General features: G+C 74.1%; 12 protein-coding genes. 7 read left to right on the forward strand and 5 right to left on the reverse strand.

The window, feature by feature from the left end; translation table 11 throughout:
• The first annotated feature begins 129 nt into the window (after positions 1 to 129).
• The 5 genes from QE405_RS08580 (at position 130) to QE405_RS08600 (ending at position 7,963) form a co-directional block, all read left to right on the forward strand.
• Positions 130 to 1,386 (forward strand): hypothetical protein, encoded by a 1,257-nt coding sequence (locus QE405_RS08580; protein WP_307199771.1) that lies wholly within the window; start codon positions 130 to 132, stop codon positions 1,384 to 1,386.
• Positions 1,383 to 2,612, forward strand: a complete 1,230-nt coding sequence (locus QE405_RS08585) for a hypothetical protein (protein ID WP_307199772.1) — start codon at positions 1,383 to 1,385, stop codon at positions 2,610 to 2,612. Before QE405_RS08580 ends, QE405_RS08585 begins: the two co-directional genes overlap by 4 nt.
• Positions 2,609 to 3,325, forward strand: coding sequence for a hypothetical protein (locus QE405_RS08590; protein WP_307199773.1), 717 nt, complete (start codon positions 2,609 to 2,611; stop codon positions 3,323 to 3,325). Before QE405_RS08585 ends, QE405_RS08590 begins: the two co-directional genes overlap by 4 nt.
• 68 nt (positions 3,326 to 3,393) lie before the next feature.
• A complete protein-coding gene (locus QE405_RS08595) occupies positions 3,394 to 6,789 on the forward strand; it encodes a pyruvate carboxylase (RefSeq protein ID WP_307199774.1) in 3,396 nt (1,131 codons plus the stop codon).
• Positions 6,790 to 6,817: 28 nt separating this feature from the next.
• A complete protein-coding gene (locus QE405_RS08600; protein WP_307199775.1) occupies positions 6,818 to 7,963 on the forward strand; it encodes an FHA domain-containing protein in 1,146 nt (381 codons plus the stop codon).
• Positions 7,964 to 7,978: 15 nt separating this feature from the next.
• On the opposite strand, the gene QE405_RS08605 is transcribed toward QE405_RS08600, so the two are convergent.
• The 4 genes from QE405_RS08605 to lpdA all read right to left on the reverse strand — a co-directional run bounded on the left by QE405_RS08605 (position 7,979) and on the right by lpdA (position 13,640).
• On the reverse strand, positions 7,979 to 9,211 hold the full coding sequence (locus tag QE405_RS08605; RefSeq protein WP_307199776.1) for a SpoIID/LytB domain-containing protein: 1,233 nt from the start codon (positions 9,209 to 9,211) through the stop codon (positions 7,979 to 7,981).
• Between the two features lie 132 nt (positions 9,212 to 9,343).
• Positions 9,344 to 10,807, reverse strand: a complete 1,464-nt coding sequence (locus QE405_RS08610) for a phytoene desaturase family protein (RefSeq protein WP_307199777.1) — start codon at positions 10,805 to 10,807, stop codon at positions 9,344 to 9,346.
• Positions 10,804 to 12,231 carry an NAD(P)H-quinone dehydrogenase gene (locus QE405_RS08615; protein ID WP_307205677.1) on the reverse strand — a complete coding sequence of 476 codons (1,428 nt, stop codon included), beginning with the start codon at positions 12,229 to 12,231 and terminating at the stop codon, positions 10,804 to 10,806. Before QE405_RS08615 ends, QE405_RS08610 begins: the two co-directional genes overlap by 4 nt.
• Before the next feature lie 11 nt (positions 12,232 to 12,242).
• The gene (gene lpdA, locus QE405_RS08620; RefSeq protein ID WP_373459452.1) at positions 12,243 to 13,640 is read right to left on the reverse strand and encodes a dihydrolipoyl dehydrogenase; all 1,398 of its coding nucleotides are present in this window, start codon (positions 13,638 to 13,640) and stop codon (positions 12,243 to 12,245) included.
• Positions 13,641 to 13,816: 176 nt separating this feature from the next.
• Here lpdA and QE405_RS08625 point away from each other — a divergent pair, with 176 nt between their 5' ends.
• Together QE405_RS08625 and QE405_RS08630 are read left to right on the forward strand one after the other, a co-directional pair.
• A complete protein-coding gene (locus QE405_RS08625) occupies positions 13,817 to 14,638 on the forward strand; it encodes a purine-nucleoside phosphorylase (protein WP_307199778.1) in 822 nt (273 codons plus the stop codon).
• Between the two features lie 406 nt (positions 14,639 to 15,044).
• Positions 15,045 to 15,233: a hypothetical protein gene (locus tag QE405_RS08630; protein ID WP_307205975.1), complete on the forward strand. Its 189-nt coding sequence runs from the start codon at positions 15,045 to 15,047 to the stop codon at positions 15,231 to 15,233.
• Here the strand turns inward: QE405_RS08630 and QE405_RS08635 are convergent.
• Complete coding sequence (locus QE405_RS08635; protein WP_307199779.1) at positions 15,220 to 16,329, reverse strand: hypothetical protein; 1,110 nt, start codon at positions 16,327 to 16,329, stop codon at positions 15,220 to 15,222. The two genes, QE405_RS08630 and QE405_RS08635, sit on opposite strands and share 14 nt — an antisense overlap.
• Positions 16,330 to 16,391 lie beyond the last annotated feature (62 nt).

The raw sequence follows: 16,391 nt of genomic DNA on the forward strand, positions 1-16,391 counted from the left end.
CGGTCCCCTCGGGGGCCGGACCCGGTTGCGCGCTGGTCCAGACCGGTGGTCGAGGATGGGTGTCCCGCGCTGACCGGCCGGGAAGGGACGGCGGGCCGGCAGGCGGACGAACGGGCGAGGGGGCAGCAGGTGGCGGAGGACGACCCGGCGGAGATCGCGGCGGCGCTGGAGACCAGTCCCGTCTACCGCGCCCCCGGCACGGAGGCATGGCTGAGCGACGCGGCGGCCGCGGACCTCGCGGCCACGATCACCGAGAACGACCTGGGGCTCTTCGTCGTCCTCGAGGTGCCGCCCGCCTCGACCAGCAACCACGGTGCAGACCTGCTCACCCTGGTCAAGCAGGCTCGGGACCGCGCGGGCGTCGACTCCGCCGGTCTCTACGTCGGGGTCGACTACGTCGGCCCGCGCGACGAGGACCCCCACGACCCCTACACCGAGACAGCGGAGCTCCGGCTGGCCTTCCAGCAGTGGGGCGACGTCTCACCGCAGCTGTCGAGCGAGTACGGCGCGGACGACCTCGAGTTCCCCGCGGAGCTCTTCCTGTCCTACGGGCACGGCGGCGGCGACGGCACACCCTTCGAGCTGGCCGCCGGTCTGCAGGAGCTGGCCGACAGGCTCGCCGAGGGCGATGCGGCCACGATCCGGGACGACGGGTCCGACGGTCTGAACCGGGCCAACGAGACGAACGCCAGCTCCACGTCGAGCGCACCGGGCGCAGCGGGCGAGGGCGACGGGCCGTCCCTCCCCCTCGTCGGCGGCGTCGTCGCCGCCCTGGTGGTCGTGGCCGTCGTGGTCGCCGCGTCCCGCCGCCGGGGATCCCGCCGTACCTTCGCCCTCCCCGACTCGGTGCTGTCCCGCGTGCGGGAGGCGGAGGCCGACGAGCTGCGCCGGCGGGCTCGCTCCGCGGTCGTCGTGCTCGGCGAGCGCATCGACGGCGCGAAGCTGGGTCCGCGCGACGACGCGGAGACGTGGCAGAGCGCCCTCGACCACTACGAGGCCGCGGGACGTCTGGTGCCCGACGACGGCAGCGAGCCCGACGTCCTCGACGCCGTCGGGGCCATCGTCCTCGCCGACCGTGGCGAGCAGGCCCTGGCGGCCACGCGGCGCCGGAAGGGGCTGGTGTTCACGACCCCCTGCTTCCTCAACCCGTTGCACGGGACCGGGCGTCGCCAGGACACCGTCACGCACGGCCGGTTCCGGGTCGACGCGCCGGTGTGCGACCGCTGCCACGCGGACCTGAAGGCGGGTCGTCGCCCCGACATCCTGGACGTGGTGGAGCACGGACGCGCCGAGCACTACTTCGAGACGAACCGCGAGCCGTGGGCATCGACGGGGTACGGCGCGCTGCAGCCCGACCTGCTCACCTTGATCAGGAGTCGAGGGTGACGGCCGAGGGAGACGCCGGGGTGCTCGGGACAGGGCTCCCCTACCCGCCCACGCCCACGGAGGTCGCCGAGGCGCTGCGGGCGGACCCGGTGCTGGTCGATCCGATGTTCGGCAACGGGGCCACGCAGGCCGTGCGCGACGGCTTCAGGGAGCTGGTCGGCCAGACCGAGCACCAGGTCTTCGTCGTGATGGTGCCGATGCCTCCCTCGGCGGGCGACGATCCCGAGCGCGACCTCGCCCTCCTCCTGTCCAGCCAGGAGGGGCTCGGCGACGGCTACTACGTCATCGACGTCGACCCGGGTCACACGAGCGGCGAGGTCGTGGCGATCGGTGTGCCGGACACCCCCGTCTACGGGACGGTCGAGGGCCTCGCCCCCGACACCTACGCGAACGGCACCTACGACGGCAGCCTGCTCCCGTCGGACGCCGGCAACCTGGCCATGGCCCTCGACATCCAGCTCCGCGAGGGCGAGGGCTTCGGCCAGGACGAGTACGACGTCTACGCACGGACCAGCCCGTGGGCGTCGCCGCCGCGGTGGGAGAGCTCCTACGACCACCAGCCTCCCGACCCCGGTGCCTACTGGGCGTTCGGGACCATGGCCTTCGTGGTGGCCGCCGGGGCGACCTGGGTCCTCGCACGACAGGCAGCCACGTGGGGCGCGCGCCCGACGCTCGCCGACCGCCCGGTGCCCGAGCAGCGGCTGCGCGACCAGTCGACCACGCTCTCGCCGGTGGCCCTGCGGGCACGGGTCGAGGAGGAGCTGGACGCGGTCGCGGAGCAGCGCGCGACCCTCGACCGCGGGGCGTTCGACGAGGCACGGTGGGCCCGCATCGACGCGTCCGACGAGGCGGCCCGCCTGGTGCTGGCGCGCGTCGACGCCCGCGACCGCGACGTCCCGGACCTGGTGGGCGCACTCGTCCTGGCCCGGAGCGCGTCGTTCGCGCTCGAGAACGCCCGCGGGCGGAACGCGCCGTACCGCCCGTGCTTCTTCGACCCACGGCACGGCCGCGGCGTGAAGCGTCGCCGCGTGCCCGTGGCCGACACCTCCCTCGACGTGGCCTGTTGCTCGATCTGCGCACGCCGGGAGCTCGCCACGATCGCGCCGCTGCGGGACGGGCGGCGGCCGTACTACGAACGGGACACCGTCTGGGCGCGCACGGGGTACGGCGCGGTCGTCGACGACCTGCCCTTCCAGGTGCTCGACCACCTCAGGGAGACGCGATGAGGATGCTTCGTTCCCCGTTCGCGCACCTCGCGGTCGCCCTGCTGCTCGGCGCGGCGGCCGCGGCCGTCGTCGTGCTGCGCATGGCGGGGGCCGAGCCGTTCTCGGTCCCGGAACCCGGCGACCGCGTCGAGGCTGCGGTCGCGGCTCTTGCCGATGGCCCGGTCTACGTCAGTCCCGACGGGCGCAGCATGCTGAGCGAGCGCGACGAGGCGGCGTTGGAGGAGCTCATCGAGGACCGCGACCTCCCGGTGCGCATCGTCGTGTGGCAACCGTCGACCAAGGCCGGGTACGACCACCCGACCCTCTCGCCCGCCCAACAGATCCTGGACGGCCTGACGGACCCGACGGTCCTGGTGCTCTGGCAGGGGCCGGACGACAGCAGCGTCGCGACCACGGACGGGTGGAACAACCGGTTCCCCGACTACGAGGAGAGCTTCGAGCGGGAGCCGACCTTCCTGGGGGATGCCGGCCTCTCCCTGACGGAGTGGCTCGGCTCGGTCCCACCGGACATCCTCGAGGAGCGGTCGACGTCGGACTACTACGGCGGTCCGGGAGGTGGCATCGCCTTCGGCCTCCTCGTCGGTCTACCGATCGTCGCCGCCGTGTGGGTGCTGGCGGGGCTCGTCCGGATGCGGGCGGGCCGCGGCTTCCTCGCCCGCGCGCCCAGGCGGCCGACGTCCCGTCGCCCGGTCGAGCTCCGCAAACGCTCCTGACCCCACCCCCGGTCCACGAGCGGGGGACCCTGCCACCACGCCCCCCGATCGATCGCTAGGGTCTGGCCATGTTCTCCAAGGTGCTGGTGGCCAACCGCGGCGAGATCGCGATCCGGGCGTTCCGTGCGGCGTACGAGCTGGGCGTGAGGACCGTCGCCGTGTTCCCCCACGAGGACCGTGGGTCGGAGCACCGCCTGAAGGCCGACGAGGCCTACGAGATCGGCGAGCCCGGCCACCCGGTGCGCACCTACCTCGACGCGCAGCTCGTCGTCGAGACGGCCGTGCGCGCGGGCGCCGACGCCATCTACCCGGGCTACGGGTTCCTCTCGGAGAACCCCGCGCTGGCCGAGGCCTGCGCGGAGGCGGGCATCACCTTCGTCGGCCCCTCGTCCGACATCCTCGAGCTGACGGGCAACAAGGCGCGTGCGATCGCGGCGGCGAAGGCGGCGGGTGTCCCGACGCTGGCGTCCGTGGACCCGTCGACCGACGTCGACGCCATCGTCGAGGCCGCCGGAGCGCTGCCGTTCCCCCTCTTCGTCAAGGCGGTCGCCGGTGGCGGCGGGCGCGGCATGCGTCGCGTGGACGATCCGGCGCACCTCCGGGAGGCGGTCGAGACCTGCATGCGCGAGGGTGAGGCGGCCTTCGGCGACCCCACCGTGTTCGTGGAGCAGGCCGTCGTCGAACCGCGCCACATCGAGGTGCAGATCCTGGCCGACGGCGCCGGCAACGTGATCCACCTCTTCGAGCGGGACTGCTCGGTGCAGCGGCGTCACCAGAAGGTCGTCGAGATCGCGCCGGCGCCGCACCTCGACCCCGCGCTGCGGGACCGGATCTGCGCCGACGCGGTGAAGTTCGCGCGGGCGATCGGCTACCGCAACGCGGGCACGGTGGAGTTCCTGCTCAACCCCGACGGCGAGTACGTCTTCATCGAGATGAACCCCCGCATCCAGGTCGAGCACACGGTGACCGAGGAGGTCACCGACGTCGACCTCGTGCAGTCGCAGCTGCGGATCGCCGCCGGGGAGACCCTGGAGGACCTCGGGCTCAGCCAGGACTCGATCCGGCTGCGCGGCGCGGCGCTGCAGTGCCGCATCACCACCGAGGACCCCGCCAACGGGTTCCGGCCCGACACGGGCAAGATCACGACGTACCGCTCCCCCGGCGGCCCGGGCGTGCGCGTCGACGGCGGCACGACGTACGCCGGCGCCGAGATCAGCCCCCACTTCGACTCGATGCTCTCCAAGCTCACCTGCCGCGGCCGCACGTTCGAGCTCGCGGTGGAGAAGGCCCGCCGCGCGGTCGCCGAGTTCCGCATCCGCGGCGTGCAGACCAACATCGGGTTCCTGCAGGCCGTGCTCGCCGACCCCGACTTCGCCGGCGGCGCCATCACCACCAGCTTCATCGAGACGCACCCGGAGCTGCTGACCGCGAAGTCGTCGAGCGACCGCGGCACGAAGCTGCTCAACTTCCTCGCCGACGTCACGGTCAACAAGCCGCACGGCTCCCCCGTCGCGGTGCTCGACCCGGCGCTCAAGCTCCCCGAGGTCGACCTCGACGCCCCGGCGCCCGACGGCAGCCGGCAGCTGCTGGCCGACCTGGGCCCCGAGGAGCTCGCGCGACGGCTGCGCGCCCAGACGCAGGTGGCGGTCACGGACACCACCTTCCGCGACGCCCACCAGTCGCTGCTCGCCACCCGGGTCCGCACCCGCGACCTGGTGGCCGCCGCCGCGCCCACCGCCCGGCTGCTCCCTGAGCTGTGGTCCATCGAGGCCTGGGGCGGCGCGACCTACGACGTCGCGCTGCGGTTCCTGTCCGAGGACCCCTGGGAGCGGCTCGCGAAGCTGCGCGAGGCGGTGCCGAACGTCAACCTCCAGATGCTGCTCCGCGGCCGCAACACGGTCGGCTACACGCCGTACCCCACGGCCGTGACCGACGCGTTCGTCGCCGAGGCGGCCGCGACCGGCATCGACGTGTTCCGCATCTTCGACGCGCTCAACGACGTCGCCCAGATGCGCCCCGCGATCGACGCCGTCCGCGCCACGGGCACGACGGTGGCCGAGGTCGCCCTGTGCTACACCGGCGACCTGTCGAACCCCGACGAGCGGCTCTACACCCTCGACTACTACCTGCGGCTGGCCGAGGAGATCGTCGAGGCCGGCGCCCACGTGCTCGCCATCAAGGACATGGCCGGCCTGCTCCGCGCCCCCGCGGCCCGCACCCTCGTCACCGCGCTCCGCGAGCGCTTCGACCTGCCGGTCCACCTCCACACCCACGACACGGCCGGCGGCCAGCTCGCGACCCTCCTCGCCGCGATCGACGCCGGGGTCGACGCCGTCGACGCGGCCACCGCGACGATGGCCGGCACCACCAGCCAGCCCTCGCTGACCGCGCTCGTCGCGGCCACCGACCACAGCCCCCGGGACACCGGGCTGTCGCTGGCCGGCGTCTCCGCGCTCGAGCCCTACTGGGAGGCCGTGCGGCGCGTCTACGCCCCCTTCGAGTCCGGCCTGGCCTCCCCGACCGGCCGCGTCTACCGCCACGAGATCCCCGGCGGCCAGCTCTCCAACCTGCGCCAGCAGGCGATCGCCCTCGGCCTCGCCGACAAGTTCGAGGCCGTCGAGGACGCCTACGCCGCCGCCAACGACATCCTCGGCAACGTCCCCAAGGTCACGCCCTCGTCCAAGGTCATCGGCGACCTCGCCCTCGCCCTGGTCGGCCAGGGCGTCGACCCGCAGGCCTTCGCCGACGACCCCGGCTCCTACGATCTGCCCGCCTCCGTCATCGGCTTCCTCCACGGCGAGCTCGGCGACCCGCCCGGCGGCTGGCCCGAGCCCTTCCGCACCAAGGCGCTCTCCTCTCCCGCCGGTCGCGCCTGGACCGCGCCCGACGCCGACCTCGCCGCCGAGGACGCCGCCCTCCTCACGGAGACCGGACCGACCCGTCGCGCCGCGCTCAACCGGCTCCTGTTCCCCGGCCCGACGCGGGAGTACGAGGCCGCCCGCGAGCAGTACGGCGACGTCTCGCGCCTCGCGACCAGCGACTACCTCCACGGGCTGCGCCAGGGTGAGGAGCACCTCGTCGACCTCGCCGAGGGCAAGACGCTCATCCTCGGGCTCGAGGCCGTCAGCGACGCCGACGAGCGCGGCTACCGCACCGTGATGGCGACCATCAACGGCCAGCTCCGTCCCATCGCCGTCCGCGACCGCTCGATCGAGGCCGACGACCAGGCCGGCGAGAAGGCCGACCCGACGGATCCCGGCCACGTCGCGGCCCCCTTCCAGGGCGTGCTCACCGTCGTGGTCGCCGAGGGCGACACGGTCGAGGCCGGTGCCACCCTCGCCACCATCGAGGCCATGAAGATGGAGGCCTCGATCACGGCTCCCCGCGCCGGCACCGTGCGGCGCCTGGCCGTCAACGGCACCCGGGCCGTGGAGGGCGGGGACCTCGTGGTCGTGATCGGCTGAGGACCGAGGGGCGAGGGCTGGGGCTGCGGTGCGCGGGACGAACGGCTCCGACGGGCGCGGGTCCGCGCCGTACCTCTGCGTGCCGGGGGCGGGCCTCGGCCTGGCCTGGCCGCGGGGGCTCGCCCTCCTCGAGCCCGGCGTCGACCCGGACCTCGCCGTGCGGCTCTGGCACCTCATGGCGGAGGGCGGCGACGTGACCTCGTTCGCGCAGCACCTCGGGGCCGGACGACCCGCCGACCGCCTGCCCGGCTTCGCCCTGGCCCTCGCGACCGACGCCCCCGCCGACGGGGCCGCGGTGGACGTGCACCTCGCTGCGCGCGGGCGGTACGTCGCGAGCGCGAGCGCCGCGACCGACCAGTCCGTCGCGGGCGCGGGGGCCGCGCGCTGGAACGAGCGCGAGGTCGCCGCCGCCATCCGCTTCACGGTGCGGGCCGTGGGTGACCCGACGTCCGACATCGGCGGCGCCTCCGTGCCCGCCCCCGCGACCCCCGCCGCAGCCCTGCCCCTCGTCGGCGGTGTGCTGCCCGCCCAGCGCCTGCAGACCGCCGGGTGGCTGCGCGCACGCCCCGACGCACCGAGACCGGAGGCCGAGGTGGCCCGGGGGGCTGCGGAGGACCCCTCCACCGACGCCGCGCCCACGGACACGCTGCTGCGTCCCGCCGGTCCCGCCCTCGGCCTGGGCCGGTTCCGACCGGCCGCGCGTCCCCCCGCGCGCGGGCCGCGGCCGGTGGTGCCCGGGCTGCTGTGCGACGCCGGGCACGCCAACCGGCCGGACGCCGTGCACTGCGCCCGCTGCGGCGTCCCGCTGGCCGGTCCCCCCACGGCGGTGCCCCGCCCGGCGCTCGGTCAGCTCGTCGTCAGCACGGGCGAGGTGGTCGACCTCACCGACGACACCGTCGTCGGACGCGCCCCCCGGGCGGAGCGACCCGGTGCCGGCCCGGCCGGTCGGCTGGTCGTCCTGCCCGCGGCCCACGTCTCCGCGGTGCACCTCGAGCTCCGGCTGCGCGAGTGGTCGGTGCTCGCGGTGGACCGCCGCTCGACGAACGGCACCTACCTGCACCGTCGCGGACACCCGCCCGAGCGCCTCACGGAGACGCCGCGCGAGCTCGTGCCGGGTGACGTCCTCGACCTCGGCCACGGCGCGCACGTGACGTTCCGCGCGCTCCCGGCCTGACCGGAGCGCGCCGGGTCAGCGCGCGGCGACCCGGAAGTTGAACCAGCTCGACTTCAGGCCGAGCTTGGAGCGCACCGTCGCACCCGTGACGGTCACGCTGCCCTTCGAGCCGCGGAAGGTGACGCTGTTGACGCGCCCGCTCCACTCCCCGTTGCCGGTCCGGTCGGTGACGGCGATCGAGGTCAGGTTGCCGATCTGCGGCCACGCGGCCTCGATGGTGCGGTCGGTGATCGCGACGCTCCACGTGTGGTTCTTGTTCGCCGAGTTGCCGTCGTAGGGGTCCTGCTTGGCGACGAGGTAGGGCTTGCTGCCCGCGTTGGTCCAGCCACCGTTGGAGGAGGAGAACTGCGTGAACGCGATCTCCTGGCCCCGGTTGGTGAGGATCTGGCCCTTCGTGCGGTCGATCGCGGCGTTCGAGCCGCTCTCCTCGGCGGAGAACCCGCCGTAGACCTGGCAGCTGGTCGTGTCGCAGAGGTCGTAGGTGCGCGCCTGCGGGGTGGTGCGCGCCTGCGCGGCGTAGGTGCGCGCGGCGACGGACTGCGCCTGCACGGCGGCCGCCGTCCAGCTCGACGGCATCTCCTTGGGCACGACGCCCCGCAGGTAGTGCTCCAGCGTGACGGCGTTGACCGTGTCGCGGCGGGTCGAGCCCGGCGTGGGGATCGTGGCGCGGAGCGTGCCGCGGTACTTCGCGGTGCCGCCCTTGCGGTGCAGCGTCATCTCGCCGCCGTTGGCGTAGAACACCGCCTCGCCCTGGGTGCGGGTCCAGTAGTTCCACTTCTTGTTGCCGTAGTAGCTGACGATGGTCGTGTCGCTCCCGCCGTAGCTCAGCCGCCACCCGCCCGTGCCCAGGTCCTGCGGGATCGGCGTCTTCTTGCCGGTGCCCCGGTCGATGAGCGTGAGGCCGCCGCGGCGCTGCACGATCACGTCGCCGTCGTCGTCGGCGGTGATGCGCACCGAGATGGTGCCGGTGGCCGTGCCCGCCCAGACCCCGGGGTAGTAGAAGCGCAGGATCTCGCTGTAGGTCAGGCCCTGCCGGGCGGCGCCCAGCGCGCCGTACTGCGACATGCCGGTGCCGTGGCCGAAGCCCCGGCCGTCGACGGTGATCGCGGCGTTGGCGGGCACGGTCCACGTCTGGTTCACCGGCACGGCGGTCGCCGGGCTGCTCGTGACGACCGAGGTCACCCCGAGTCCGGTGGCGACGGCGGCGAGCACGGCGAGCAGGCGGGCGCGGGTGGAGCGGGGGGACATGGGGGAACTCCTGGGCCGAGACGGGTGTGACGGGAGGTGACTCGAGGTGGTGCGGGGACGCGTGGGGTTCGTGTGATCCGAACACACGGTCGTTGCGGGTGCAATCGGTTCGCGCGAACTACAGATGAGTAGTTATGCGCGGCCGCCCGCCAGGTCCGCGAGCGCGCGTCGAGCCGCGCCGTACCCGGTGAGGCCGTGGGCGCCGGGACCCGGCGCGGTGGCCGCGGAGCAGAGGTAGACCCCGGGGACCCCGGTCGGGTACGGCGAGCGGCCCGGTCGCGGACCGAGCAGCAGCTGGCGCACGTCGACCGCGCCCGTCGAGATGTCGCCGTCGACGAAGTTGATGCCCTCGCGCTCGGTCTCCGCCGGCGTGCGGGGCACGACCGCCCGGACGCGGTCGCGCAGCCCCGGCGCGTGCGCCTCCAGCTCGGCCATGACGAGCGCCGTCAGGTCGCCGTCGTGGCCCGCCGGCACGTGGGCGTAGGCGTCCACGGGCACGACGCCGTCCCGGCCGCGGCCGGGGTCCGCGACCGCCTGCTGCCCCACGAGCACGAACGGGTGCGCGGGCACCCGACCGGCCCGTACGGCGCGCGCCGACGCCGCGAGGACCTCGGGGGTGCCGCCGACGTGGACCACCGCGGCGCGCCGGCTGGGCTCGTGCGCCCAGGGGATCCCGCCCTCCACGGCGAGGCTCACGCCGAACGTCCCGACGAGGTGGCGCCAACCGGCGTAGCGCCGGCGCAGCCGGTCGGGCTGCGCGTCGCCGAGGATCCGCGCGGCGTCGCGGGGCGAGGTGTCGAGCAGGACGAGGTCGGCGCCCGTGCCGGCCCGGAGCTCGGCGAGCGAGGTGACCCGGTGTCCGGTCTCGACGCGTCCGCCGTGGGCGCGGAGGACGCCGACCAGTGCGTCGGCGTACCGCTGCGAGCCACTGACCGCCACCGGCCACCCGGTGACGTGCGCGGCCGTGCCCAGGGCGAGACCTGCCGCGGAGGTGAAGGGCTCGGACGGCGGGCGGAAGCCGTGCGCGGCGATGCCCAGCCAGAGCGCCGCGACGCGCGGGTCCTCGAACGCGCGCGCCACGAGGGCGGCGGGGGCCGTGGCGCGGACGCCGAAGCTCGCCAGCGTCAGCGGGTGGCGCGGGAGGTGGACGACGGGCTGCGCGATCTCGGCGCGCACCGCGTCCCAGTGGGCGGCGGCGGGCCCGAAGAGCCGCTGCCACGTGCGGGCGTCGCGCGGCGACAGCGCGGCGATCCCCGCCAGCGTGGTCGCGAGGTCCCGCTCGACGACCGCGCCGGTGCCGTCGGCGAGGGGGTGGGCCATCTCGATCGGGGCACGCGCCCAGGCCAGGCCGTGGCCCGCGAGGTCGTGCCCGCCGGTGAAGGCGTTGTCCACCGCGAGCGGGTGGAACCCCGCGCAGTGGTCGTGGACGAGCCCCGGCAGCGTCAGCTCGCCGGAGCGGAGGCCGCCGCCGACCGTGGCGGCGGCCTCGAGGACGGTGACGTCGCACCCGGCCGCGGCGAGGGTGACCGCCGCGGCGAGCCCGCCCGGCCCGCTGCCGACGACGACCGCGGTCGTGCCGGCAGCGGAACGGGTCACGGGAGGCGTCGGGCGGCCGGGTCGGACCGGTGGAGCCGGCGTGCCGCCTCCGCGATCGAGCCCGACATCGACGGGTAGACGGTGAAGACGCTCGCCAGCTGGTCGGCGGTGAGGGACTCCCCCACGGCGACGGCGACGGGGTGGATGAGCTCGGAGGCCCGGGGGCCGACGACCACACCACCGACGACGATGCCGGTGCCGGGCCGGCACAGCAGCTTCACGAAGCCGTCACGCACGCCCTGCATCTTCGCCCGCGGGTTGCCCGAGAGGGGCAGCAGCACGGTCTCGGCCGCGATCTCGCCGGCGTCCACCGCCTTCTGGGTCCAGCCCACCGTCGCGATCTCGGGCGACGTGAAGACGTTGGACGACACCTTCTTCAGGTCCAGCGGCGCCACGGCGTCACCGAGGTGGTGGGACATGGCGATCCGGCCCTGCATGGCCGCCACCGACGCGAGCATCAGCACGCCGGTGCAGTCGCCCGCGGCGTACACGCCCCGCGCGGTCGTGCGCGAGACGCGGTCGACCCGCACGAAGCCGCCGTCGTCGACGAGGACCCCGGCCTCGGCGAGGCCCAGGTCGGCCGTGTTGGGCACGGAGCCCAGCGCCAGCACGCAGTGGGAGCACTCGACCTCGGTGCCGTCGGTGAGTCGCACCGTCACGACGTCGCCGTCGCGCGTGACCGACTCCATGCGGGAGCGGCTCAGCACGTTCATGCCCCGGCGCGTCAGCACCTCCTCCAGCACGGCCGCCGCGTCGGCGTCCTCGCCCGGGAGCACCCGGTCGCGCGAGGAGACGAGGGTGACGTCGATGCCGAGGGAGAGGTACGCCGAGGCGAACTCCGCACCGGTGACTCCGGAGCCCACCACGACGACCTTCTCGGGGACGTCCGTGATGTCGTAGACCTGCTCCCAGGTCAGGATCCGCTCGCCGTCGGGCAGCGCGCTGTCGAGCACGCGGGGCGCCGCCCCGGTGGCGATCAGCACGGCGTCCGCGTCGAGCGTCTCCGTGCCGCCGCCGGCGAGCTCGGCGACGACCCGCTGGGGCCCGTCGAGGCGGCCACGGCCGCGCACGATGCGCACGCCGTCCCGCTCGAGGCGGCGCTCGATGTCGGCCGACTGGTCGGCCGCGAGCTGCTTGACCCGGGCGTTGACCCGGCCGAGGTCGACGCGGATCGCCGTGGCGGCGTCTCCCTCGTGGTCGAGGAAGCTGACCCCGAGCTCGACCGACCCGGCCAGCTCGCCCATCAGCTCGCTCGTCGCGATCAGCGTCTTGCTCGGCACGCAGTCGGTCAGGACCGCGGAACCACCGGGGCCGTCCGTGTCGACGATCGTGACGTCGGCCCCGGCGTTGGCGGCCACGTGGGCCGCCTCGTAGCCGCCGGGGCCGCCGCCGACGATGACGACGCGGTCGGAGCGATCGGCCATGGTGGCGGGGCTCACAGGTTGATCATGTGGCCGGAGATGCCGTGGATGGCCTCCTTGACCGACTCGGTGAGCGTCGGGTGCGCGAACACGTTGCGCCCGATCTCGTCCGCGGTCAGGTCCCACTTCTGCGCCAGCGTCAGCACCGGGAGGAGCTCGGTGACGTCCGGGCCGATCATGTGGGCGCCGAGGATCTCGTTGTGCTCCGCGTCGGCGACCACCTTGACGAAGCCGACGGCCTCGCCGAGGCCCTGGGCCTTGCCGTTGGCGCTGAAGGGGAAGGTGGCCGTCTTGACGTCGTACCCCTTGTCCTTCGCCTGCTGCTCCGAGTAGCCGAACGAGCCGATCTGCGGGTGGCAGTAGGTCGCGCGGGGGACGAAGTCGAACTCGACCGGCATGGTCTCCTCGCCGGCGATGACCTCGGCGGCGACGATGCCCATGGCCTCCGCGACGTGGGCGAGCATGAACTTGCCGGTGACGTCGCCGATCGCGTAGACGCCGTCGACGTTGGTGCGGCCGTACTCGTCGATCGCGATCGCGCCGCGCTCGGTGAGCTCGACGCCGGTCGCCTCCAGGCCGTAGCCGTCGGTGCGGGGCGCGAAGCCGAACGCCGCGAGCATCTTGTCCGCCTCAAGCACCTGCTCGTCGCCGCCGGCCGCCGGGGCGACCGTCACCTTCACGCCGGAGCCCGTGTCCTCGACGCCCTTGACGGCGGTCGAGGTCAGGATCTTCACGCCGAGCTTCTTGTAGTGCTTGAGGAGCTCCTTGGACACGTCGGCGTCCTCGGTCGGCACGATGCGGTCGAGGTACTCGACGATGGTGACGTCGACCCCGAAGTTCTTCATCACGTAGGCGAACTCGACGCCGATCGCGCCCGAGCCGCCGATGATGATGGAGGACGGCAGGTTCTCGTCGAGGATCTGCTCCTCGTAGGTCACCACGTTCTCGCTGATCTCGACGCCCGGCACGGTGCGGACCTTCGCGCCCGCGGCGATGATGACGTTGTCGGCGGTGTGGGTGGAGACCTCGCCGTCCTTGCCCTTCACGTCGATCGTCTTGGGACCGGTGAAGGTGCCCCAGCCGTCGATCTCCGTGATCTTGTTCTTCTTCATCAGGTAGTGGACGCCCTTGACGATGCCGGCGCTCACCTGGCGCGAGCGCTTGTGCGTCGGGCCGTAGGACATCGTGGCGTCGCCCTCGATGCCGAACTTCGCCTTCTCGTGGGTCAGCGTGTGCGCGAGCTCCGCGTTCTTCAGCAGGGCCTTCGAGGGGATGCACCCGACGTTGAGGCAGACACCTCCCCAGTACTTCTCCTCCACGACGGCGACGGACTTGCCGAGCTGTGCAGCTCGGATCGCCGCGACGTAACCACCGGGGCCGGCACCAAGGACAAGGACATCGAAGTGGGTCACGACCCCCAGCCTAGCCACTCGGACGGGCGCTCCCGACCGCGCGGGTCGTACCCGGGGGTAGGACCCGGGTGACGTCGCCGACACCGACCGGCGCGAGGTCACGAATGGGCTACGACCGGCCCGCCGCGCGGGATTTCCCGCGCTCCGGCGCGGGCGGCTGCCCTAGAGTCCGCCGGGTGAACGCCGCCCAGCACGCCGCCCCCACCTCCACCGCCGCCGAGGACGCCCAGGCCGCCGCCACGCGCCTCGCCGAGCTGACGGGTGTCGAGCAGCACGACGTCGCCGTCGTGCTGGGATCGGGGTGGCTCCCCGCCGTCGACATGCTCGGCGAGACCGTCGCGGAGATCGCGACCACCGACCTCCCCGGCTTCAGCGCCGCCGCGGTCGCAGGCCACGCGGGCAAGATCCGCTCGGTGCGCGCCGGCGACCGGCGGGTGCTCGTCTTCCTCAGCCGCACCCACTTCTACGAGGGCAAGGGCGTGCGCGCGGTCGTCCACGGCGTGCGCACCGCCGCGGCCGCGGGCTGCCGCACCATCGTCCTCACCAACGGGTGCGGCGGTCTCAAGGAGACCTGGTCGCCCGGCACCCCCGTGCTCATCAGCGACCACATCAACCTGACGGCCCGCTCCCCCATCGAGGGCGCGGAGTTCGTCGACCTCACCGACCTCTACTCGTCGCGCCTGCGCGCGCTGTGCCGCGAGGTCGAGCCCGACCTCGACGAGGGCGTCTACGTGCAGTTCCCCGGCCCCCACTACGAGACGCCCGCCGAGATCGGCATGGTGCGGGCCATCGGCGGCCACCTCGTGGGCATGAGCACCACCCTCGAGGCGATCGCCGCCCGCCAGGCGGGCCTCGAGGTCCTCGGCATCTCGCTCGTCACCAACCTCGCCGCCGGCATCAGCGGCGAGCCGCTCGACCACGCGGAGGTGCTGGAGGCGGGTCGCTCCGCCGCCACCCGGATGGGATCCTTGCTCGGCGCGGTCGTCCCGCGCCTGTGAGCGTCTAGGAGCCGGCCCTTGCCGAAGATCACCGGGGAGTCCCTGTCGGCCCATCGCGAGCACATCCGCGAGCGGGTCTTCTCGGCCTTCGTCGACCTGATCGGCGAGCGCAGCTTCGACGCCGTCACCATGGCGCAGCTCGCGGCGCGGGCCGGGGTCGGTCGCACGACGATCTACCACCACTTCCCCGACAAGGACGCGGTCGTCGTGGCGTTCGCCTCCCACGAGACCAACCGCTACCTCGAGAAGCTCCACGAGGTCCTCGACGACGCGGGCTCCCCGACCGAGCGGCTGCGGCGCTACGTGCGGCACCACCTGGCCGAGGGCGAACAGTTCCACCTCGGGCTGGGACCGCAGGTCTACGGCCTGCTCTCCGACGCGTCCCCTCCGCGAGATCCGGGAGCACGTGGTCGCCGTGGAGGCGGTGCTCCGCGGGATCCTGGAGGACGGGGTGGCCGACGGCGAGTTCGCCCTCACCGACGTGGACGCGGTGCTGCCGCTGGTCCACGCCTGCCTCAACCCCCGCCAGGTCCCCGCGGAGTCGGTCGTCGCCTTCGTGCTCGGCGGCGTCGGCGCCCCCCTCAGCGCACCGTGAGGGTGCGCGTGAGGCTCGAGGCGTGGAACAGCGGCGAGCCGCTGTAGCGCACGTCGACCCGGTAGCTGCCGCGCGGCAGCACCGGCAGGCCGGTGACCCGGGTGCCGTCGGCGGCCAGCTGCACCTGGCCCGAGTACCAGACCCCACGGCCGGCCGACGTGTAGATGCTGACGGTCGCCCGCCCCTGCGGCGGCGCGACGGCCGAGCTGTTCGTCCAGGCGCCGATCTTGATCCGGCCCGCACGCGTCGGGGTGGGCGTCAGCTGCACCGAGGCCCCCGTCTGCGTGAGTCCCTGCGTCACCTGGAAGTCCCACGACGCCACGAGACCGTCGCCGGGACCGTCGGCGCTGACGGAGAGCTCGGCGACGTACCGGCCCACCGGCACCCCCGGGGGCACGTCGAAGCGGGCCAGCTCGTCGACGACGCGCTTGGTCTGGGGCGCCCCCAGCCCGGAGAGCGTCACCGACGCTCCCTCGCTGCCGCGGACCGCGACCCAGATCCGCGACGTCGTCGCGTACCGCTGCGTCCTCGACCCCTCGATCCCGATGGAGGCACCCGGCTCGAGGGCGTCGAAGTCGAGGTCGAGCGCCGACTCGAGCACCGAGCCGTCGTCGGTCCACGCGAACACCGCGTACGTCGTGCCCCGCCGCAGGCTCGCGGCCTCGGCCCGCACGGTGTCGGTCGCGACGCCGGTCTCGCTGGCTCCGTCCGGCGCGACGTCCTCGGCGGGGATCACAGTGTGGCCCGGGAGGGTCGTCGGATCGACGGTGAGCACGTCGGTGCCGGCCGGCGCCACGGCGAGGTGCACCGGCGTCTCCGCCGGGAGCGTGATGCCGCGGACGGTGGCGAGCACCTCGAGGCCCTCGGCGTTGCTCTGCCGCAGGATGCGGTGGTCGAGGGACCCGAGCTCCGTGGCCGACGCCTCGGCCACCGCCACCCGCGCCGTCACCGCCGGTGCGCTCGCCGTGGCCGCGTGGGCCGCGACCGGCGCGACGAGCGCCGGCCCGCCGAGCGCGAGGGCGAGCACCGGCGCGAGCGCGAGACGTCTCCGGGTCGGGCGGACGGGGCGCGCAGGGGTGACGGGGGCGTCGGTCATGGCTGAACCTTTCCGAGAATCAGGTCGGTGAACCGCGTCCGCCGACCCTAAGCCCGGGCGCG

Source organism: Nocardioides zeae (assembly GCF_030818655.1).
Taxonomy (GTDB): Bacteria; Actinomycetota; Actinomycetes; order Propionibacteriales; family Nocardioidaceae; genus Nocardioides; species Nocardioides zeae_A.